General features: G+C 59.7%; 20 protein-coding genes. 12 read left to right on the top strand and 8 right to left on the bottom strand.

The genetic code is table 11. From position 1 onward, the window contains the following. The first annotated feature begins 21 nt into the window (after positions 1–21). Positions 22–1275, top strand: a complete 1254-nt coding sequence (ilvA, locus tag LPB405_RS02920) for a threonine ammonia-lyase (protein ID WP_060823853.1) — start codon at positions 22–24, stop codon at positions 1273–1275. A 142-nt stretch (positions 1276–1417) separates the two neighbouring features. On the opposite strand, the gene greA is transcribed toward ilvA, so the two are convergent. Next, entirely contained in the window at positions 1418–1915 is a 498-nt protein-coding gene (gene greA, locus LPB405_RS02915) for a transcription elongation factor GreA (protein WP_219101851.1), read from the bottom strand. Between the two features lie 421 nt (positions 1916–2336). Here greA and mca point away from each other — a divergent pair, with 421 nt between their 5' ends. The 4 genes from mca to LPB405_RS02895 all read left to right on the top strand — a co-directional run bounded on the left by mca (position 2337) and on the right by LPB405_RS02895 (position 5679). Then, complete coding sequence (mca, locus tag LPB405_RS02910; RefSeq protein ID WP_219101850.1) at positions 2337–3308, top strand: mycothiol conjugate amidase Mca; 972 nt, start codon at positions 2337–2339, stop codon at positions 3306–3308. A 297-nt stretch (positions 3309–3605) separates the two neighbouring features. Then, positions 3606–4415 carry a polyprenyl diphosphate synthase gene (uppS, locus tag LPB405_RS02905; protein ID WP_219101849.1) on the top strand — a complete coding sequence of 270 codons (810 nt, stop codon included), beginning with the start codon at positions 3606–3608 and terminating at the stop codon, positions 4413–4415. An 89-nt stretch (positions 4416–4504) separates the two neighbouring features. Beyond that, on the top strand, positions 4505–5032 hold the full coding sequence (locus LPB405_RS02900) for a prepilin peptidase (RefSeq protein ID WP_219101848.1): 528 nt from the start codon (positions 4505–4507) through the stop codon (positions 5030–5032). A gap of 140 nt (positions 5033–5172) precedes the next feature. After that, positions 5173–5679: an NUDIX hydrolase gene (locus LPB405_RS02895; protein ID WP_005506863.1), complete on the top strand. Its 507-nt coding sequence runs from the start codon at positions 5173–5175 to the stop codon at positions 5677–5679. A 136-nt stretch (positions 5680–5815) separates the two neighbouring features. On the opposite strand, the gene LPB405_RS02890 is transcribed toward LPB405_RS02895, so the two are convergent. Further along, positions 5816–7222 (bottom strand): class II fumarate hydratase, encoded by a 1407-nt coding sequence (locus tag LPB405_RS02890; RefSeq protein WP_049355884.1) that lies wholly within the window; start codon positions 7220–7222, stop codon positions 5816–5818. Positions 7223–7446: 224 nt separating this feature from the next. After that, positions 7447–8166: a carbonic anhydrase gene (locus LPB405_RS02885; protein WP_219101847.1), complete on the bottom strand. Its 720-nt coding sequence runs from the start codon at positions 8164–8166 to the stop codon at positions 7447–7449. A gap of 419 nt (positions 8167–8585) precedes the next feature. Here LPB405_RS02885 and glpX point away from each other — a divergent pair, with 419 nt between their 5' ends. Beyond that, complete coding sequence (glpX, locus tag LPB405_RS02880; RefSeq protein WP_049327916.1) at positions 8586–9593, top strand: class II fructose-bisphosphatase; 1008 nt, start codon at positions 8586–8588, stop codon at positions 9591–9593. 198 nt (positions 9594–9791) lie between these two features. Here glpX and LPB405_RS02875 read toward each other — a convergent pair whose 3' ends face one another. The 3 genes from LPB405_RS02875 to LPB405_RS02865 all read right to left on the bottom strand — a co-directional run bounded on the left by LPB405_RS02875 (position 9792) and on the right by LPB405_RS02865 (position 12741). Then, on the bottom strand, positions 9792–10793 hold the full coding sequence (locus LPB405_RS02875; protein WP_049362316.1) for a lipid II:glycine glycyltransferase FemX: 1002 nt from the start codon (positions 10791–10793) through the stop codon (positions 9792–9794). Between the two features lie 19 nt (positions 10794–10812). After that, the gene (gene purE, locus LPB405_RS02870; protein WP_005506874.1) at positions 10813–11451 is read right to left on the bottom strand and encodes a 5-(carboxyamino)imidazole ribonucleotide mutase; all 639 of its coding nucleotides are present in this window, start codon (positions 11449–11451) and stop codon (positions 10813–10815) included. A gap of 99 nt (positions 11452–11550) precedes the next feature. Continuing rightward, the gene (locus LPB405_RS02865; RefSeq protein WP_219101846.1) at positions 11551–12741 is read right to left on the bottom strand and encodes a 5-(carboxyamino)imidazole ribonucleotide synthase; all 1191 of its coding nucleotides are present in this window, start codon (positions 12739–12741) and stop codon (positions 11551–11553) included. A 363-nt stretch (positions 12742–13104) separates the two neighbouring features. Between LPB405_RS02865 and LPB405_RS02860 the strand changes: the two genes are divergently transcribed. Then, a complete protein-coding gene (locus tag LPB405_RS02860) occupies positions 13105–13722 on the top strand; it encodes a GtrA family protein (RefSeq protein ID WP_219101845.1) in 618 nt (205 codons plus the stop codon). 218 nt (positions 13723–13940) lie between these two features. Here LPB405_RS02860 and LPB405_RS02855 read toward each other — a convergent pair whose 3' ends face one another. Further along, on the bottom strand, positions 13941–14741 hold the full coding sequence (locus LPB405_RS02855; protein WP_219101844.1) for a TIGR03089 family protein: 801 nt from the start codon (positions 14739–14741) through the stop codon (positions 13941–13943). A 669-nt stretch (positions 14742–15410) separates the two neighbouring features. Between LPB405_RS02855 and LPB405_RS02850 the strand changes: the two genes are divergently transcribed. The 3 genes from LPB405_RS02850 (at position 15411) to LPB405_RS02840 (ending at position 17550) form a co-directional block, all read left to right on the top strand. Then, the gene (locus LPB405_RS02850) at positions 15411–15827 is read left to right on the top strand and encodes a WhiB family transcriptional regulator (protein ID WP_219101843.1); all 417 of its coding nucleotides are present in this window, start codon (positions 15411–15413) and stop codon (positions 15825–15827) included. Positions 15828–15847: 20 nt separating this feature from the next. Next, entirely contained in the window at positions 15848–16069 is a 222-nt protein-coding gene (locus tag LPB405_RS02845) for a DUF3499 family protein (protein WP_049362309.1), read from the top strand. A 146-nt stretch (positions 16070–16215) separates the two neighbouring features. Continuing rightward, positions 16216–17550 (top strand): DUF1461 domain-containing protein, encoded by a 1335-nt coding sequence (locus LPB405_RS02840; RefSeq protein WP_219101842.1) that lies wholly within the window; start codon positions 16216–16218, stop codon positions 17548–17550. A 203-nt stretch (positions 17551–17753) separates the two neighbouring features. Here the strand turns inward: LPB405_RS02840 and LPB405_RS02835 are convergent, their stop codons facing one another. Beyond that, the gene (locus LPB405_RS02835) at positions 17754–19400 is read right to left on the bottom strand and encodes a dolichyl-phosphate-mannose--protein mannosyltransferase (protein WP_219101841.1); all 1647 of its coding nucleotides are present in this window, start codon (positions 19398–19400) and stop codon (positions 17754–17756) included. A gap of 197 nt (positions 19401–19597) precedes the next feature. On the opposite strand from LPB405_RS02835, the gene rsmI reads away from it, so the two are divergent. Next, positions 19598–20563, top strand: coding sequence for a 16S rRNA (cytidine(1402)-2'-O)-methyltransferase (rsmI, locus tag LPB405_RS02830; protein WP_219101840.1), 966 nt, complete (start codon positions 19598–19600; stop codon positions 20561–20563). 66 nt (positions 20564–20629) lie between these two features. Further along, the gene (locus LPB405_RS02825; protein WP_049350059.1) at positions 20630–21703 is read left to right on the top strand and encodes a TatD family hydrolase; all 1074 of its coding nucleotides are present in this window, start codon (positions 20630–20632) and stop codon (positions 21701–21703) included. The last annotated feature ends 32 nt before the right edge of the window (positions 21704–21735 follow it).

The raw sequence follows: 21735 nt of genomic DNA, 5'->3' as shown, positions 1-21735 counted from the left end.
CACCATCAGAATGGAAACCTCGTGAGCGTAAATCTCGACTCCCTGCCCGTGACCATCACCGACATTGAACGCGCCGCAGAGCTGCTCGAAGGCGTTATTGAACGCACCCCCGTCGCTCATTCGCGTGCGCTGAGCCAGCGCCTCGGGTCCGAGGTTTTCTTCAAGTGTGAGAACCTGCAGCGTGCCGGTTCTTTCAAGGTGCGCGGTGCGTACGTGCGTATGGCGAAGCTTTCCGAGGAGGAGAAGAAGCGCGGCGTCGTGGCGGCGAGCGCGGGTAACCACGCGCAGGGTGTGGCGCTGGCGGCTGACCGTCTGGGCATTAAGGCTCGTATTTACATGCCGCTGGGTGCGGCACTGCCGAAGATTACTGCAACCCGTGATCACGGTGCTGAGGTTGAACTGTACGGTGTGACCGTGGATGAGGCTCTGGCGGAGGCGAAGCGCTACGCCGAAGAGACCGGCGCGGTGTTCGTGCACCCCTTCGACAATGAAGATATTATTGCCGGTCAGGGCACTATCGGTCTGGAGATTCTGGAGCAGGTTCCGGACGTTGACACCGTGATTGTGGGTGTTGGCGGCGGCGGTCTGCTGGCCGGTCTGTCCGCTGCTATCCGCGCGAAGGAGCAGAAGCTCGGCAAGAAGATCAAGATTATCGGTGTTCAGGCGGAGCACGCGGCGGCGTACCCGCTGTCCCTTGCCGCGGATGCTCTGGTGCCGCTGAAGAAGGTTTCTACCATCGCTGACGGTATTGCGGTGGGCCGCCCCGGCCAGATGCCTTTCTCCATCATCAAGGAGCTGGTGGACGATGTGGCGACCGTGAGCGAAGACGATATCGCTCGCGCCCTGATCTTCCTGATGGAACGTAACAAGCTTGTGGTGGAGCCTGCCGGTTCGGTGCCCGTGGCGGCGCTGATGAACGGCAAGCTGAAGGAAGAGTACGGCGACCTGGGTACGGTCGTGTGCGTGCTCTCCGGCGGCAATATTGACCCGATGCTGATGCTGAAGGTGATTCAGCGCGGTCTGTCTGCGGCTGGCCGCTACATGACCGTGAAGATGATGCTTTCTGACCGTCCGGGTGAGCTGGCGACCATCTCCCGCATCATCTCCGAGAATGACGCGAACGTGACCGGTGTGGATCACACCCGCGTGGGTGGTTCGCTCTCTATGGGTGACGTGTCGATTACGATTGACATGGAGACCAAGGGCGTGGAGCATTGCCGCCAGGTGATTGCCGCCCTGGAGGATGCGGGTTTCAAGCCCATCATCGTCTACTAAGCCGATATATTTATGAGCCGACGAGCTGTATAGTTGCGCTTGAGCTTTATCGGCAGAACGTAATTCAATAGACAAAAACAGTGCGGGGTGCTGACCTTTTCGGTTCAGCACCCCGCACTGTTGCTATACGCTTGAGTCTCTCTTAGCCCTGGTAGGGGGTTACGGAGACAATCTTGGCGCTCAGTTCCTTACCGTTCGGAGCGGTGTAGGAAACCTCGTCACCCTGCTTAGCACCCATGATTGCTGCGCCGAGGGGGGACTTCTCCGAGAAGACCTTCAGGTCGCTACCTGCAGGCAGAGTGTCCTCAATCTCGCGGGAACCAAGCAGGAACTTCAGGTGGCGGCCCGCAACCTCGGCCTCAATGACCATGCCCAGGGCCACAACGCCGTCGTCGACGGGTGCCTCACCAATCTGCGCGGTTTCCAGCAGGTGCTTGAGCTGCTTGATGCGCGCCTCGTTCTTAGCCTGCTCGTCACGTGCAGCGTGGTAGCCGCCGTTCTCGCGGAGGTCACCCTCATCGCGTGCCTGCGCGATGCGGTCAACAATTTCCTGGCGGTACGGGCCGGAGAGGTACTCCAGCTCCTGGGTGAGGCGGTCGAAGGCGTCCTGAGTGAGCCATGCACCGGTGTTTTCAGCCATGCGTGTCCTTTGCTTATGCGCCGGCTTAGCCGGTGCGAAACGAATAAACCCGCTACCGCGTGCCGCGTTCAAAGCGCGACGGAGGCCGGTAACGGAATGAATCAACAGACCTATTCTAGAGCACCGGAGGATTTTCGGCTGTTATGCCGGTCGTATCTTCCCCTCTGAACGCATCTTCCTCGGTACGCACGCCGGTAGCTGAACACTCCGCCAGCATCAGCCTGCTTTATACCCGTGAATCTGCTGATATGACGGCATGTTTCACGATGTCACACGGCGTCATCTGCGCTAGTACACCGGCGCTATCCTTGGGTATCATACGAGAAGCTACAACCGTAAAATTTCTGCCGCGTAGCGCTCGCATTCGCGATTCACAGACACATCATCCGCACCCCTGGCGCATCACCTAAAGGAGACCACCGTGAGCGAAGCCATTGAACAGCTGAAGGCAAACCTGCCGACTCACCCTCCCGTGGACTCCCTCAAACCGCTGGATGAGGACTACACCGGCCTGCGCATCCTCGCGGTGCACGCACACCCGGACGACGAGTCCTCCAAGGGCGCCGGTACCGCTTCGGCGTATATTGCCCGTGGTGCCCGCTTCATGGTGGCGACGATGACCGGCGGCGAGCGCGGTGACATCCTGAATGAGGAGATTGCTAATAGTCCGCGTGCGCACCGTGACCTGCCCGGTCTGCGCCGCGCTGAGATGGCGGCTGCCCGCGAGATCATGGGTATTGAGCACCGATGGATTGGCTTCTTCGACTCCGGTCTGCCGGAGGGTGACCCCATGCCGCCTCTGCCCTTCGGTAGCTTCGGCACCATACCCCTGGACCGTGCCGCCGCGCCGCTCGTGCGTCTGGTGCGTGAGTACCGCCCGCACATCATCATCACCTATGACGAGATTGGCGGTTACCCGCACCCCGACCACATCATGACCCACAAGGTTGCCGTGGAGGCATTCGAGAAGGCGGGCGACCCCGAGGCGTACGTGGGTGAGGGCGAGCCCTGGACCCCGCTGAAGCTCTACTACGACCGCGCGTTCAACCCCGAACGCACCCTCGCCCTGCACGAGCACCTGCTTGATACGCACGGTGAGAGCCTGCTGAGCGGCTGGATTGAGAACATCGCGCACCGCGCAACGTCGGGGGAGGCGCCTCGCCACGAGACTACGACCCGCATCCTGGTTCACGAGCACTTTGAGCAGCGCGATCAGGCTCTGCTGGCACACGCCTCGCAGGTGGACCCGAACGGCGTGTTCTTCGCTGTTCCCAGCGAAAAGCTGAAGGATATTTGGCCCTGGGAGGATTACACGCTGGCTGCCTCTCACACGGAGGTTCAGCTGCCCGAATCTAGCCTGGATGAGGGCCTGAGCGACTACTACGTTATCTAGCCTCTACATTATCTAGAGTGGGGCGCCGCATCGCCCCGCGTTACAACGATGCCCTTCACCCGCGATACGAGTCGTGGGTGAAGGGCATCATCCATTCTTAGGCACGCGATGTGTGCAGCCCCTGTATGCAACCTCGCCTGCCGCTACCAGCCGCCACAAATTTTGAGCCGATTCTCAGCCCATCCGTGATGCCGATTGCCGCGAAGGTACGGCGCGGCGGCGTAGAATAAGAGCTCGGGCTCTTTCGTGATGAGCCCGCTGAATTATCTGCCACGACAGCCGAATGAGGTATGAGCTATGAGCGCCAACGCCCTGCCCGTGATTACTGTGCACGGCCACGCCAGCAACCCCGGCACTGTCACTGAGCCTACCGTCTATGAGCAGGCTCTGGCGCGCTCGCTGAGCCCCGAATCCCTGCCGGCACATATTGGAATGCTGGTGGACGGTAACCGCCGCTGGGCGGCTCAGCGCGGCTTGAGCACCCGTGAGGGCCACGCCGCCGGTGCGGAGCGAATTATTGATTTTCTGGCGTGGTGTACTGAGCTGTCGATTCCGCAGGTGAGCCTGTACATGCTCTCCACTGAGAACCTGAAGCGCCCCGAGAAGGAACTGACCGGTCTGATCGCTGTGATTGATGCGTTCCTGGTGCGTCTGGTGGATTCCGCCTGCGGTCCGGTGCGCGCTATCGGCAATATTGACCTGATTCCTCGCCAGCTGCACGAGCGCCTGGACTGGGCGATTGAGCAAACGGCGCACCTGCCCGGCGTTCGCGTGAACATTGCGGTCGGCTACGGCGGTCGCCAGGAGATTGTGGACGCGGTTCGTTCGGTTCTGCGTGAGGCCGCCGCTGAGGGTGCCTCCTTGGAGTCGCTTGCTGAACAGCTGAGCGTTGAGGATATTTCTTCGCACCTGTACACCGCAGATATGCCCGACCCGGACCTGCTGATTCGCACTTCGGGCGAGCAGCGCCTGTCCGGTTTCATGACCTGGCAGAGCGCGTATTCTGAGTTTTATTTTTGCCGTGCCCTGTGGCCGGATTTCACGCGCGTTGATTTTTTGCGTGCCCTGCGGGATTACGCGAACCGTTCCCGCCGCTTCGGTTCCTAGAAAATGATGCTCTAGCGCCTATGTAGTCTAGTGCCGCTGGCTAGTAGTTTCCGGTAGTACAGCCTCCAGCAATACAGAATGGACGTTCTATGCCCGCTGAGCTTTCCCGCCTCTACAACGCAGGCGGCGCCTCCGTTATTGCCGCTCTGGTTCTCGGCAGCTACCTGCTGTATTTTCTGTGGTGCGCCCTGCGGCTGTGGCGTATTGACGTGCGGGAGCACCGTCTGCCGCACCGCATCCTGATTCCTCTGGCTATTGCCACCTATACGGCTCTGCCGGTGTCTTTGCTTTTTGCCGGTCGCCCCGCCGATATTTGGCGTGTGATTGGTGCCGGTCTGGTGCTGTGGTTCTGCTACGGGCTTCTGCGTATTCTGTCGTTCGGGGCGCTGGGCCGCGGGGATGTGAAGCTTGCCGGTATTCTGGGCGGCGTGCTCGGGTACCTGTCCTGGGCGAACCTGGGGTGGGCGTCGCTGGTGACGTTCCTTGCCGGTGGTCTGGTGTCTTTGGCTCTGGTGCTGTTTACGAAGGCGCGCGGTAGCACCCGCATTGCCTTCGGCCCGTTTATGCTTCTGGGTGCGCTGGTGGCGTTGGCTGCCCCGGCGTATTCTCTGTGGTAGATTCCGAAGTGGGGTGACCGTCCGGCTACGTGGCGGGCTCGTTCTTCGTATGGTTCATTCTCCGTGCGGCTCGTGGCTGTTTGCTCTCTCTAGCACCTATTCCCCGGCAGAATTGCCGGGGCTTTTGAAAGGTTGATGTTATGCCTACTCCTCCCTATATCCGTAAGCTGCGTGAGCGGATTGGTTCGGATTACCTGTGGCTGTCCGGTGCGACGGCTGTGGTGTACCGTGAGCAGGATTCTAAGGTGCTGCTGGTGCGCCGTAGCGATAACGGGGCGTGGACCCCGATTACGGGCATTGTGGACCCGGGGGAGAGCCCCGCACTGACCTGCCTGCGTGAGGCGCAGGAGGAGGCGAACGTGCAGATTGAGGTGCTGGAGTTGGCGCAGGTGAAGGCTGACCCGCCGATGCAGTTCGGTAATGGTGACCGCTGCCAGTTCTTGGATCATACGTTCTTGTGTCGCTGGGTTTCTGGTGAGGCGAAGGTGAACGATGAGGAGTCTTCGCAGGTGCGTTGGGTGGATGTGTCTGACCCGGCGGAGCGTGCGTTGCTTTCGGAGCGGATGCTGGACCGTATTGATGCGGCGCTGAACTATGACGGTCACTGCCGTTTTGGTTTGGAGTCGGTGCCGCCGGAAGAGTACTAGACCGGCTGCTGGGACTGAGTAAAAGCCGCTGATTGAGGCGTGTAGATACAGAAGGAGGGGCGCCCGCCGTCATGGCGAGTCGCCCCTCCTTCTATGGTTAAGCCGCGAACCTCAGGCGAGGTTCAAGCGAGTGAGATTAGAAGTTGCCCAGCATCTTGGTGACGTCCAGAGCCGCATCCAGCTGCTCCTCAGTCACTTCGCCGCGCTCCACATAACCCAGAGCCACAACTGCCTCACGGACAGTCACCTTGTGAGCCACCGAGTACTTAGCAATCTTCGCAGCAGCTTCGTAACCAATCAGCTTGTTCAGCGGGGTCACGGTCGACGGCGAAGCCTCAGCCAGGAAGCGGCAACGGTCAACATTAGCGGTCAGACCGTCAATCATCTTCTCCGCCGAAACGCGAGAAACGTTAGCGAGCAGGCGAATCGACTGCAACAGGTTAGCAGCCATCACCGGGATACCCACGTTCAGCTCAAACGCGCCGTTAGTGGAAGACAGAGCAATGGTTGCGTCGTTACCGATAACCTGAGCGGCGACCATGATGGTAGCCTCACAAATCACGGGGTTGACCTTACCGGGCATAATCGAGGAGCCGGGCTGCAGATCGGGGATGTGCAGCTCGCCCAGGCCGGTGTTCGGGCCCGAACCCATCCAGCGGATGTCGTTGCTGATCTTCATCAGGCCGTATGCCAGGGTGCGCAGCTGACCGGAAACCTCAATCAGGCCGTCACGGTTAGCCTGAGCCTCGAAGTGGTTACGAGCCTCGGTCAGGGGCAGGCCGGTCTCCTCAGCGAGCAGCTCAATCACACGAGCGGAGAAGCCGTCCGGGGTGTTAATGCCGGTACCCACGGCAGTACCGCCCAGGGGAACCTCAGCCACGCGGGGCAGGGAAGCGTTCACACGCTCAATGCCGTAACGCACGGTTGCGGCGTAGCCGGAGAACTCCTGGCCCAGGGTGATGGGGGTTGCGTCCATCAGGTGGGTACGGCCCGACTTCACAACGTCCTTGAACTCTGCAGACTTGCGCTCCAGGGACTCAGCGAGCACCTCGAGAGCGGGAATCAGGTCCTTCACCAGAGCCTCGGTCACAGCAACGTGCACGGAGGTGGGGAAGACGTCGTTGGAGGACTGGGATGCGTTCACGTGGTCATTGGGGTGAACCTCAATACCCTTAGACTCCAGGGAACGGGATGCCAGGGTTGCCAGAACCTCGTTCGTGTTCATGTTCGAGGAGGTACCGGAACCGGTCTGGAAAACGTCAATGGGGAAGTGGGCGTCGTACTTACCGGTTGCTACCAGATCCGCTGCGTCGCGGATAGCCTGGGCGCGCTCAGCGTCGAGCACCTTGAGTTCCTCATTGGCGGTCGCGGCTGCCTTCTTCACGAGGGCAAGCGCACGAATATGGGCGGATTCGAGGGTCTGACCCGAAATCGGGAAGTTCTCGACTGCGCGCTGGGTCTGTGCACGGTAGAGTGCATCAGCCGGAACGCGAACTTCGCCCATGGTGTCATGTTCAATGCGGTATTCAATGTTTTCAGCCATATCTCTAGGATAGGCGTTCAAAGTGGCTTACGTCGCCTCGAAAAGGTGTCAAAAGAGGAAAAACGCTCATAAATTTTGAGGCGTGAGAAGGCACGTAAAAACCCCGCCCCGGTAGATGTGCGAACACGCTACCGTGGCGGGGGTATCCCATAGAAAAATCTGTTGTTAAGTGCGAGCATGTGGGTTCTCGCGCTAAGGCTCGTAATGAGCGGAGAAGAGGAAACCTAGTCCAGGTTCTCGGCAACCACAACGCGCGGGGGAGTCTTCACGACCACCGGAAGCGTCTGAGTCGGCGGGTTCTGCGCGTCGTTCTTCTCCTCCGGCAGGGTGAGGTCCTGCGAACTGAACACCAGCTCAGCCTTACCCTCCTTCAGGTGGTAGAAGACACCAATCACGGCGACCTTACCCTCAACCACCGCATCCGAAATGATGTGGGACTGCTCAATAATGCGGATAGCAGTCTGGCGGGTGTGCTCACGCACCATGTCGTTGACGACCGGGTTCTCCGGCAGTTTCGGGGACATTGCCGAAGGCAGGATGTGCTGCACCAGGTTACGGACGAAGCCGTGCGGCATCTCACCGGATTCCAGAGCATTGCTAGCGGCAGTCACAGCACCGCAGGAGTCGTGGCCGAGAACCATCACGATGGGGGTCTCAAACTCCTCGACTGCGTACTCCAGCGAACCGAGAGCCGCGTTCTCCAGCACGTGGCCGGCGGTACGCACCACGAACGCATCACCCAGACCCAGATCGAAAATAATCTCCGCCGCAAGGCGGGAGTCGCCGCAGCCAAAGATTGAAGCAAAGGGAAACTGGCCGGCGGCTAGGTCGGTACGGCGAATCGTGTCCTGGTTGGGGTGCTCGTTGCTGCCCTCAATAAAACGACGGTTGCCGTCTCGAAGGCGCTTCCACGCCTCAGCGGGAGTCGGTTGAATACCAGCCATGTGATGCTCCTTAGCGGACAGATACAGATAACGCGTGCCGCCAGAGGCAACGAATCTGCGAACGGGTATGCGGAAGCTTCAGGCGCTCGCGCTGAAGCTGAGTTTCTTGCCGGAAGCTTCCCGGTGAAAAGAACCTACCTCAAATATGCCTTAAAAATGCGAAAAATAGCTAGTATGGCGCGCCTTCACACCCCCAATCTTGATGCCCAATGACGCAAAAACAATGCAAAGGGAGACGCAGCCCTCACCAAGTTGCCGCATCTGCTCACCTTAAAGTCAACACGCACGCAAACTCGTTCAGAACAAGAAAAACGAAGCGCCCGCGCGCTATCCTGAAAGGAGCACTACTGCGTCGGCGACTTCGTGCTGGAAAGAACCAGCCAGCCGACGGTGTATTCAGAAATCTCGAAGGTGAGTCTATGACTACGAACAACAACCACGGCGATCGCAACCTCGCAATGGAACTGGTCCGCGCGACTGAGGCAGCAGCAATTGCTGCAGGCCCCTGGGTCGGCGCAGGCGAAAAGAATCTCGCAGATGGTGCAGCCGTAGACGCAATGCGCTACCGCCTCTCCACCGTCAACTTCAACGGCACCGTTGTCATCGGTGAAGGCGAGAAGGACAAGGCTCCCATGCTGTACAACGGCGAGAACGTCGGCGACGGCTCCGGTCCCTCCCTCGACGTGGCGGTTGACCCCATCGACGGTACCCGCTTGACCGCACTCGGCATGGACAATGCCCTCTCCGTGATTGCTGTGGCAGACGGCGGCACCATGTTCGACCCCTCCGCAGTGTTCTACATGGAGAAGCTGGTCACCGGCCCCGAAGCCGCAGAGTTCGTCGACCTGCGCCTGCCCGTCAAGCAGAACCTGCACCTGGTCGCTAAGGCTAAGGGCAAGAAGGTCAGCGAGCTGACCGTATGCGTGCTGGACCGCCCCCGCCACGCCAAGCTGATCCAGGAGATTCGCGAGGCCGGCGCCCGTACCCGCATCATCCTCGACGGTGACGTCGCCGGCGCTATCGCAGCCTGCCGCGAAAACACCGGCGTGGACCTCATGCTCGGCACCGGCGGCACCCCCGAAGGTGTTGTCGCAGCATGCGCTATCAAGGCAACCGGTGGCGTCATCCAGGGCCGCCTGGCACCGACCGACGAGGCAGAACGTGAAAAGGCACTGGAAGCCGGCCACGACCTCGACCGTGTGCTGACCACCAACGACCTGGTCACCAGCGACAACTGCTTCTTCGCCGCAACCGGTATCACCGACGGCAAGCTGCTGCGCGGCGTGCGCTACAGCAAGAACGTTGTGACCACCCAGTCGCTGGTTATGCGTTCCTCCTCGGGTACCGTGCGTACCGTCGAGGCAGAGCACCGCCTCTCCCGCCTGCGCGAGATTCTCTCGCACACCAAGAGCCCCGAAGAGCAGTAATCTTCGAAGCGCAGTAATCCTCGAAGGGCAGTAATCTTCGCCCCCGCAAGGGCTGAGGAGCCGCGCTAAGACTCCTCAAACATTGCACATACATACACAGGGAGCCGCCCCCACCGAAGAACTCGGTGAGGGCGGCTCCCTCATGTATTTAGCTTTTAGTTCTCAGGATACGCCCCAGTAAGGACGAGCCTGAACCCGTTAGCGAGAGCGGAAAGACTGAACCTTCGCCTTCGCCTTCGACACAGCATCACGAACTGCCGGACGAGCCTTGTACGCCAGCGTGTAGGCGCGGTAACCCAACGAGGTTACCGGAACATCCCAGGTACCCGGGTACTCCACCGACTCGCCGCCGAAGGACTTCTTGAACTTCGTGAAACCAGCCCACTCGTGATCCGGCTGATCCTCCGGCGCAATACCGAAGAGGTCAACGTACTTCAGACCCTTACGCTTAGCGTCCAGGATAAAGTTCGTCACCACCACAACACCTGCACTAAGGTTGCGGTGCTCAAAAGAAGCCGCAGCGTGCGCGTAGGTGCGGGTGTCATCCGAATCGTACACAAACGCCGCCGCGATCGGGGTGCTCTCACCGTTCTCATCGGTCAGCTTCGCAATGTACAGGGACGCCGCACCGGCGGGCATCAGCACGCGAGCAACCTGCATCAGGTACTCATCCTGCTGACGGTTAAAACCGTTACGGTCCGCGGTTTCCTCGAGGAAGCCGAAGAGAATCGTCATATCCGAGGGATTGGTCGAAACCTCAACGGTCACGCCCTTTTTGTGGAGATTACGATGACGATTACGGTAACTGGGGATCATTCCCTTGAGGATTTCGTCCTCAGAGCCCGAAAGATCAATAATCTGAGTGTGCGAAGGCTGCACCTGGCGAGGAGCCAGAACCGCGCCGCGACGAGCCAGGAAAGTAGCCGCATCCTGATCGCCCCAAATAGCGGATTCAGTGGGTTCAATGCGCACAAACAGGCAACGAAGCTTCGCAGCCTCTTCCTTCAATGACGCGAGAGCCTCATCAAAAGCCACAGCGCTGGAGGCGACCGGTCCGTACGGGCTGTACAGGTAGCGGCCGGTAGCGCCGCCCTCAACGGTTGCAAGGTACGACCAGCCGTTACCGCTCTTACGGATTACGGTGTGACCATTAGATTCCTGAAAACGTGCCCAAATATCGGACTGAAGAATATTGCTCATACTTCTAGTGTATCCGAGCTTAGGGAACGTAAGCCTGGGGCTCCGACGAGGCCTCGGGAGCAGAAGCGGGGCGGGGGGCGGAGGAGCTCTCCTCCGCCTCGCGCTCGGCCGCTGCCTTAGCCTTCGCCTCGGCAACTCGGGTGCGCAGAGCGGCTCCCTTGTCCATCGCGGTCTGGCGCAGATCCTGAGAGAACTGACGCAAATCAGCGTGAACCTGCTGAGCAAACGCATCGGTACCCGAACCCAGAATACGCAGAGCCAGCAGACCCGCATTGCGAGCACCGTTAATGGAGACGGTAGCTACCGGAACACCGGCGGGCATCTGAACAATCGACAGCAGCGAGTCCATGCCCTCGAGGTTCTTCAGACGCACCGGAACACCAATCACAGGCAGAGCGGTGACGGAAGCGAGCATACCGGGCAGGTGAGCGGCGCCGCCGGCGCCAGCAATAATCACGCGAATACCGCGGCTGTGAGCCTTCTTGCCGTACTCAATCATGTCCTCGGGCATGCGGTGTGCAGAAACAACATCAGCCTCGTAAGGGATGCCGAACTCGTCCAGAACCTCGGCTGCGGCCTCCATGACCGACCAGTCCGAATCCGAACCCATCACAATGCCAACAATGGGCTGGGAAGAATTATAGGGAGACTGAGACATAATCCTCATATCCTTTCAGGATGCGGTGGCGAACCACCATCAATAGGGTGCGTCGGATACGCAGGATACTCTCACCCCACGCACCGGCTAAAAATAGGGCTACAGGGGGCGGCCGTCACGCAAAATGGAGGCGGCATTCGCGGCGCTATGGCGCAACGCCTCAAGCTCAGCCACCGTGCCGGTAATGTTCACGTGACCAATCTTGCGGCCCGGGCGGGTTTCCTTGCCGTAGAAGTGAATCTTCGCGCGCGGTTCAGCTGAAAGCGCCAGCGGGTAGACGCCGAAAATGTCTTCGTTCTCGCCGCCCAGGTAGTTCTTCATCACGGCAACGCCCTCCAGCACGGAAGTGTCACCCAACGGCAAATCCAGTACAGCACGCAGGTGCTGCTCGAACTGGCTGGTCACCGAGCCGTCCTGAGTCCAGTGGCCGGTATTGTGCGGGCGCATTGCCAGCTCATTGATGTAGAAGCCGGCGGGAGAGCCCGGCACCTCGAAAAGCTCGGCAGCCATCACACCGGTGACACCCAGCTCGGAAGCAATAGTCACGGCGGCGGAGGCTGCAGCCTCAGCGATCTCGGGGTCCAGGTTCTGCGCGGGGGCAATAACCTCGTCGCAGATAGAGTTCACCTGGATGGTCTCAACGACCGGCCAGGGGCGCACTTCGCCGCTTTCACGGCGAGCCACCAGCGCGGAGAGTTCACGGGTGAAGGGCACCTTCTCCTCGGCAAGCAGGGCGGAGAAATCGGTGCGGGAAGGCAACTGCTCGAACCACGCAGCACTGCGCTCGCGAGCCTCCTCGGGGGAATCCAGAACGAGTACGCCCTTGCCGTCGTAGCCGCCGCGCGGGGTCTTCAGAACCACGGGCCAGCCAATCTCATCACCGAAAGCAAGCAGCTCATCCAGAGTAGAAACCTGAGCCCAGCGCGGGTTCGGCAGGCCGAGGCGCTCAATAGCGGCGCGCATCAGGAGCTTATCCTGGGCGTACTGCAGAGCCTCCGGGCGGGGTTGCACATTTACGCCCTCTGCCATGAGGGTGCGCAAAAATTCGGTGGGCACATGCTCATGGTCGAAAGTGATGACATCCTTGCCGCGAGCAAATTCGCGGAGGGTGTCCAAATCCTTGTAGTCCCCGACGGGGGCGGTACGTACCGCTGCCACGGCGCCGACGGTGGGCGCCTCCGCGAGAATCTGCAGGTTGAGGCCAAGGTTAGTTGCTGCGGGAGCCATCATGCGGGCCAGCTGGCCGCCGCCGATGACACCAATTACGGGTCCAGTCACAGGGTAAGTCACATCACCTAAGTGTACCGGGTTCGGAGTGCTTATGGGAGCAAGACCACATGAAGGTCGCAGAATGGGTTCAACTGGGCTTCAGAGCCCAATATTTGGGCGTGAATACCGGAAGAAATCGTAAAAACCTGCCTTCTGCGCGGTCAGGCAGAGACGAAACTATCAGCGCATGATGAAAAGAGTCACCCGGTAGCTGAGAGGTCTATGGAAAAACTCCCAAAGGGACAAACAACGTACCGGGACTGTACTAACATATAAGAGCTTGTAAAAGAGACCGAAGCGCCACGCAGTGACAACGTAACCAACGCTCACCGTCGCAGCATCGGCACCTTTTTCTCCGATAAAACCCCGCTAGATAGGCCCCGCATGAGCGCACAGACGAAACCGACCATTACCGAACGCCTGAAATCCCTCTGGGACAGCTACGGTATTGAGGTTCTCAAATTCGGTACCGTGGGCGGCGCCGCCTTCATCGTGAACTCTGTGACGGTGTGGGTGCTGATGATGACCATCATGTCGGAGTCCCACACCAAGGCGAAGGTCGTTGCAAGTATTGTTGCAACCATCTTCTCCTGGCTCATGAACCGCCTGTGGACCTTCCGCGACTCCCGCTCCGAGAACTGGAAGCGCGAAGCCATCGAGTTCGGTCTGGTGAACCTGCTGGGCATTCTCGTTGAGGCCGGCTGCGTGGCATTCAGCACCTACGTGCTGAACCTGCGCACCCCCGAGGCATCCTTCATCTCCGGTACGATCATTGGTACTATTCTGGGCACCATTCTTCGCTACTTCCTCTACCGCTTCTGGGTGTACGGTTCGCACCGCCAGAAGGTTGAAGACGGCGAAGGCACCGATCATGAAGAGCTCGGCCGCATGTTTGATGAAGCCGCCGCAATTCTCGACGGCGAAGAGCCTGCATTGCGTCAGGTAACCTCTGAGGCGGCTGCACCCGAGGCACAGTCGAAGCCCGGATCTCAGAACTCCTAAGCTCCTCAGGTTGTAGAAACAGCATAGTTAGAACGTGATATAACGATTCATCCCCCGATACGAACGGTATCGGGGGATGAATCATTTAAAGCCCTATATGTTTATTGGCGCTGCGCTTGTTGGCGCTTGTTTGTTGGTGTTCCGTGCGGTCGTTAGCCTTCCATACGATTTTTCGGGCAACAGGGGAGGGGCGCCACCGGAGCCGCAGGGCTGAGAAGCTATGCGCGGGGAATCTCCACCGCACGCTCAGAAGCCATCAAGGATGCCAGCTGCTCATCCTGCCAGTCCACGCTCGGGTCAGCCACAAACACCGCATGGCCCGAAGTCAAAATAGCTAGCACCTCCAGCAAGGTGCTCAGGGTCGCCTCCGAGGCGTCAAAACCGTAGTCGGGGCTCAACTCCAGCGCGAGTGCACGCTGCCCCGAAGGGAGCGTATAGCCCGCAGTGCGATAGGTCTGCGCCTGCGTAAGAACCTGCTCGTAGGCTTCCGCATAGCTGAAACCCTCAATGATTTCTGCCGAATCGTTCGGAAGCAGGCCCGAGTACTGGTCACCAAAGCTACGCACCAGAGCACAATAATCGAGCACCTCCTCGGCGTGGGGAGCCAGCGCCTGCAGATCGCCGGTATAGGAAAGCGCCAGTGGTGCACGCTCAACCGCCAGAAGGTACGCGGGGTCATTCGTGTAGCCCGCCTCCTGCTCCGTGCAGACCGCGGCAACCAGCGGCTCATCCTGCTGCAGGAGGGCACCCACGCGCAGCGCCGCCAGACCCAGAACAATGGTGCGCCAGTGCAGCGGAGCCTGCAAATCAAAACCTTCATTGGGCGCCAGCTCGCACTCTTCAACCAGCAGGTTTGCGCTCTTGTCTACCCAGTTCATGAGAACCCTGCCAGAGAGCTCAATGCGCTCGCCTGCCGCCGAATACCAGATCAGGGCGGGGGTCTGCTGAGTGCTGAGTTTCTCGAAGAAGCGGTTCAGAGTTGCGGGCATGGATGCGCCGGTGGGGGAGAGAGTAACCATGGGTTTCACTCTACCGTACCTTGCTCTACCGCACGTGGGAAGGGCGGTCAGGGAGACTGCGCTCGACGCTAAAAAATACAGAGGTAAAGTAAAAGCGCCTAAGAGTGTCTTAAAAAAACCTAATGACTCAAAATGTTTGATAGTCCTAATGCCTCATTTTGGAATATGGCATAAATATAAATTGGAAATGTAAATGCTTCGCAATGCCTCGAAAAAATATTCAGAAACCGCATGGGAAAAGATAAGTTTTTCTTATCTAATTATTGGGTTCTTTCCCCTGTGTCCGAGGTGGGGTGGGTGGGGTGGTCGTCATGAGCCCTTATTATTTGCGGTCAAGATGCGGAATTTGCAAGCGGTGGAAACCATGCCTTGAGTAGGGGAAATCTGAGGTTGCCCTTAGGTGTGAGCGAGGGTAAGTAGCGTGCGCAAAAATATATAAAGGTCAAATTTACATTAAATATGACGTCTCTAACACATACATCTAAATATTGTTTTAGTCTAGTTTGACGAAACGGCGTGTCGCACGTCTAATAGATATATAAGCGTGTTTGCTCTGGAAGGGACCGTAGAGGCCACAGCAAACCATGCCACACCATACACACTAAGATTCCGTCCACGACGGATCCGCAGACTCATTAAGCTCACAATGAGAACACGGAAGGAAAACCCATGGGCTCCTACATTGCATCGGACCGCTCCATCGCGTCCGCGCGCGCATCAGGCGCTCAGCACCGTAGCATGAATCCCACTCAATCCCTCGAAACAGCCGCCGACGCCTTTCTCGCAGACGCAGAACGAAACATGCCTGCTTGCACCGACGTATGGACCGCAGCGGCAGGGCTCTACGGAACCGAAGGCGAAGACGGAGAACTCGCCTGGCAAGCTGAAGCACTCTGCGCCCAGACCGACCCCGAAGCCTTCTTCCCCGAAAAGGGCGGCTCCACCCGAGACGCCAAAAGGGTGTGCGGTGTATGCCCCGTGCGTGAAGAGTGTCTACAATATGCAATGGACAATGACGAGCGCTTCGGAATCTGGGGCGGGCTGTCAGAACGTGAACGCCGCCGACTGCGCAAGCAGGCGAGCTAAGCCAGGAAGGTACCATCTACATGCAGACCGCACGACTGTGCTCCCGCCAGACCTGCCAGCGAGAGGCGACTGTTACTCTCCACTACTCCTACGCAGACTCCACGGCACTTATCGACGCACTCTCTGAATTTCGCGAACCCCACGCCTACGACCTCTGCGACCATCACGCTGCACGGCTGACGGCACCCCAGGGTTGGCGAGTGGTCTACAAGGTACCCGTTCAGGACACCACCGAATCCTAGAATTCAAAACCAAGATTTAAACACCCGAATGCAAAGAACCTTCCGCTAATTCATGCGGAAGGTTCTTTGCGTATGAGAAACTGGCAGATAGTACAGACACCCGCAACTCACTCAAACACCATTCACTCGAAAAGAACGCGAGATCCATGAGCAAAGAAACACACCGAGGAATGTGGGGCGCACTGCGCCCGGCCATCCGCCGCACCAGCACCGAAGAACTACTCCACGCCCGACGCACCGAAACTAAAACCAGCGAACCGGCACCGCACACCGGCGCATTTGGCCGCATCGCAGCAGACGTACCCACCGTCGCCGAAGAACCCGACCTGCCTACCGGCTCTGTACCCGTCGTCCCCGCACGCAGCAAACTCCGTGAACAGGGCGTCGGTACCCGTGTGCGCACCCGCACCAACGTCTCCACCGGCTTCGTGCCCCTCGTGCGCGACTCGCAGAGCACCCCCAAAAACCCGACGCTCAGCGACCTCAACCGCGAAACCATGCAGAGGGCAGCCGAAGCAGAAGCAGCTGCAGCAGCAGAAGCCGAAAATGCGGCTGAAGCAGAAACCGTCGCTACCGCGGAGGCGGCAAGCGCCTCCACCACCGGACGCAAGTACCGCACCGAAACCACTCGCACCGGTCACACCCACGCGGTCGCAGACCCCAACGCGCCGCTGTCTTCCCTGGCAGCCTCGCCCGAAGCTGCAGAACGCGCCGCAGCCCGCGAAGACGCCGTGGAAGACACCCCGCGATTCCTCAAGCTCCGCGCAACCCTCATCGCGCTCACCGTACCGCTGACCGTACTCATGATCGCGATCCGCGCTGTAGCCTCCGCGCCCTTCCTCTGGCTCGAATACCACCGCCCCGGATTCCCCGAAGACAGCTACGGCTACTACCTCGTCGAGAGGATGCGCCTGGGCTCCTACGGCGTGGACTACATCAACAACTTCGCGCCGCGCGAATACCTCGCCCGCGTCACCACCGGCGCAGACAATACCCTCGCCTTCACCGGAGCAGAAGTGAACCACATGCACGACGTGAAGTGGGTACTGCTCATCGCCACCGTAGCCGTTGCCGCGCTCTTCCTGCTGACGCTCTTTAGCAGCATCTCCCTGCGCGAGCGCGCCCCCGGAACCATCCGCCGCAGCCTCTTCTGTGGCGCATGGATTACCCTGGGACTCATTGCGGTGCTCGGCGTTGTGGGCGTCTTCGGTTGGGAATGGCTGTTTACCACCTTCCACCAGGTGTTCTTCCCGCAGGGCAACTGGGAGTTCTCCGTACGAAGCTCCCTAATCCGCCTCTACCCGCCGCAATTCTGGATCGACGCGGCAATCGCCGTAGCGGTCCTCGTAGCAGCGCAGATTACGCTCCTGCTCGTGACCACCTGGCCCACCAAATACCGCAAGCTCAAGGCAGAACGCCGCCGCCAGGAACGCCAGGAACTGCGCGTCAAGCTCGCCTCCGCACGCGTCAGCGACAACTAACACACGCGTCGGCGACAACTAAAATTATCAGCCACTTCACCGCGCGAACCAGCGCGGAAAGGGCACGCAAAGGGGGGCTGGGCTCTACCACACGGTAGACCCCAGCCCCCTTCGCTATACCCAAGCTCGCATCGCTCGCGCCTCAACCCAGATCTAAAACCAGGTCTAAACCCCAGCCTAGATCCCGATCCTAAAAACTGAGCCTAAATCCAGGACTTAAACCACATGTGCGAATACCACTGCTCATACGGAATCACCTGAGCAGTCCACAGCGGCATAAAGTACGCGCTCAACACCAGCACACCCACCAGGTAAATCGCCACCAGCGTCACGCCCAAACGGGCACGCAACACCGAACCGCGAGCACCCGACAGCGCCAGACCCAAAACACCCGCCAATAGCAGGATCAGGAACGGCTCAAAGGACAGAGCGTAGAAGTAGAACATCGTGCGATTCGGGTACATAAACCACGGGAAATAGCCCGCACCGAACACAACCAGCAGCGCACCAAAACGCCAATCACGCTTCAGCACCAAAACCAGAAGCGCCACAATAATCGCCGGAATAAAAGCCCACCAAATCGCCGGGTTGCCGATATTCAAAATAGCCTCGGAACAGGACTTCACGGTACAACCCGAAGAACCCAACTTCGGCGACTCATAGTAGTACGAGGTCGGGCGACCCAAAATCAGCCACTGCCACGCCTGCGAAGAATACGTATGCGGGCTACTCAAACCAGAATGGAACTTAAACGCCGAGACATGGTACTCCCACAAGGAACGCAAATCCTCAGGAAGCCACATGACACCCTTGCCCGGGTTCTCAACCGCCCAGCGGCGGAAATACGCATTCGACGACTGGAACCAGCCCGCCCAGGTGCTCAGATATACCAGCAGACCCACACCAATCATCTGGAAGAACGCGGGGATGCCGTCACGCACCAGCGCCGTCAAACCCCACTTGTTCAGACCCACAATACGGCGAGCATTAATATCCCAGAACACCGTCAGCAGACCCATAGCCGCAATGAAGAACAACGAATTCCACTTCACGCCCACCGCGGCACCGGCACACACACCGGCCGCGAAACGCCACAGGCGCAGACCCATGCTCGGGCCCCACGGCATCGGCGGAAGCACACCGCTATTCTGGCGTGCCGCCTCCGCAATATTGCGCGCCAACACGCGCCGCGCCTGAATACGGTCAAGCACCAGACACACAAAAGTCGCCAAAATCCAGAACATCTGGAAAATATCCAGCAGAGCCAGGCGAGACTCCACCAGCATCAGGCCATCCACCGCAGCCAGCAGAGCCGCAATAGTCGCCACCGTCATCGAACGGAACAGCAGCCAGCCAGCATACGCAATCAACGCCACCGACAGGGTGCCAATCACCGCAGCAGAAACACGCCAACCAAAGGGATTATTATCACCAAAAATCGCCATGCCCGCTGCGATCATCCACTTACCCAACGGCGGATGCACCACATACTCCGGCGAATCCGTCAACAGACCCGACGGGTGACCCGCCGCAAAGGACGCATTAGCGTCCTTCGACCAGCTCAACTCGTAGCCATAATGCACATACGAGTAGGCATCCTTGGCGTAGTAGGTCTCATCAAAAACAATGGCGTTCGGATGCGCCAAATTATAAAAACGCAGAATACCGGCAACCAGCACAATCAGTGCGGGCGCCAGCCAACCCCAACGCGGGGCACGAATATAGGCAACAGCGAGCGCATCCAGCAGCGAATCGAGGCTGTAACGACCACGTTCAGACGAAGAACGGGCCGAATCAGCCTGACCAGCTGGAGCGGCAGATGCGGGAGAAAGTAGCTTAGGTATCTTCACCCCATCAATCCTAAAGGGTCAGAACGCACGATGCACCATTTCAGCCCGTGAACAGCATATATGACGCGCTCGGAGCCCCACCCGCACTAGCTACTTCTATCGGCGGGCTCACCCGGCAATCCCACCCGACAGCGGACAGAGTGCGGGCGTTACACTTAGTGGGTACACGAAGACCAGACACAGACACGAGGCCTGCCATGACCGCACCCGCAGAATACACCGAAGAAACCGCCGACCCCTCAGAAATCACCGCCCCCTCAGAAACGGTCGAGGCACCCGAGATTGACACTGCTGACGCTGCTGACACCGCCGTTACCTCCGAAGAAGGCGGCGTGCTCATCCTCGGCGGCACCCCCATCGGCAACCTCGCCGACGCCTCCGACCGACTGCGCTCAGCCCTCGCCACCGCAGACCTCATCGCCGTCGAAGACACCCGCAAGCTACGAACCCTAGCCTCCGGGCTTGGTGTGCGCACCCGCGGCCGCATCATCGTCAACCACGACCACAACGAAGCTGAACGCAGCGAAACCATCGTACAAGCGGTACAGGACGGTCAGCGTGTGCTGCTGCTCTCGGATGCGGGCATGCCCACCATCTCCGACCCCGGCTACGTTGCTGCTGCAGCCGTCGCGGAAGCCGACCTGCCCGTCACCGTGGTGCCCGGCCCCTCCGCAGCGTTGACTGCGCTCGCGCTCTCCGGCCTGCCCACCGGACGATTCACCTTCGAAGGTTTCCTCGCCCGCAAGGGCTCCGAGCGCACCCGCCGCCTCGCATCGCTGGCGGGGGAGGAGCGCACCATGATCTTCTACGAATCCCCGCACCGCACCGCCGCAACCCTGGCAGACTTCGTGCAGACTTTCGGCGCCGACCGCCGCGGAACGGTCAGCCGTGAGCTAACTAAGCTTCACGAAGAGGTTCGACGCGGTACCCTGGCAGAGCTTGCCGAATGGGCTGAGTCTGAACGCGTCCGCGGCGAAATCGTCATTATTGTTGAAGGCGCACAAGCCCCCGAAACCCCCGAAGCGCAGGATGTCGTGCAGCTGGTCCTCGACCGTGTAGCGGGCGGCGAGCGCCTCAAGAGCGCCTGCGCCGCGGTTGCCGCTGAGACCGGCACCTCCAAGCGCGACCTGTATGAGGCGGCACTGGCTGCCCGCTCCGAATAGCCCAGAATCACCGCGCAATTTTACCCCCTAAGTTTTACCCCGCTGTTTTATCCCGAGGATTTATCAATGTGTCAGAGCTATCCCGGTCCTGAAATCACCCAGGAGTACCTGAACTCCCTCGCCGCCCTGGCGAACTACACCCTGCCCACCCCCGCGGCACTTCAGGCAACCGCCCTGCCTAACGGCTGGACGCCTGTCCCCGGTGAAGTCCCCGCACCCTATAAGGCGGAACTCTACACCGGCATCAGCGACGCCGAAGGGGGAGAAGGCACCCGCCGTCGCTCCACCACCGGCGAGAACGGCCGCAGCCGTAACCTGGTCTTCCCGCCCGCCCCCGAGCCGCTGCCGTACCCCATCGTGGATAACCACACCCACATGGACCTGCTCGACGGCGAAGTGGAAATCAGCGCCCGCGATGCACTCGACGCCGGCGAAAAGCTCGGCATCGCCGGCATTGTGCAGGTCGGATACGATATCCCCTCCTCCCTGTACGCGGTCGCCGCCGCGCAGGCTGATGAGCGTGTCCTCGCCGCCATTGCGATTCACCCCAATACCGCCCCCGAGCTGGCTACAGCCGGTCAGCTGGAGGCGGCGCTAGCCACCCTCGACGAGCTCGCCACCGCCGACCGTGTACGCGCTATTGGTGAGACCGGCCTGGACTATTTCCGCACCGGCGAGGAGGGTAAGGAAGCACAGCACTACAGCTTCCGCGAGCATATTCGCATTGCGAAGAAGCACAACCTGGCGTTGCAGATTCATGACCGTGACGCGCACGAGGATGTTGTGCGCATCCTGGATGAAGAGGGCGCACCGGAACGTACCGTGTTCCACTGTTACTCGGGCGGCCCGGAGCTTGCCGAAATCTGCAATGAGCGCGGCTGGTACATGAGCTTTGCCGGCACGGTGACTTTCAAGAATTCGAAGGGTATTCAGGAGTCGTTGGAGATGGCTCGTCCGGAGCTGATTCTGGCTGAGACGGATGCGCCGTTCTTGACTCCGCATCCGTTCCGTGGCCGCCCGAATGCGTCCTACATGACGAACTACACGGTGCGGTTCATGGCGGCTCACCGCGGCGAGGAGCTGGAGGCGCTCTGCCGCCGTATTCGTGAGAATTCGGAGCGCGTTTACGGTCAGTGGTAGGCGCGTACAGCCTGTAGCGGAGAGCTACTCTG

It is taken from the genome of Rothia mucilaginosa (assembly GCF_019334805.1).
Taxonomy (GTDB): Bacteria; Actinomycetota; Actinomycetes; order Actinomycetales; family Micrococcaceae; genus Rothia; species Rothia mucilaginosa_C.
The sequence above is the reverse complement of the archived record's forward strand: the minus strand, read 5'-3'. Positions and strand labels throughout refer to the sequence as shown.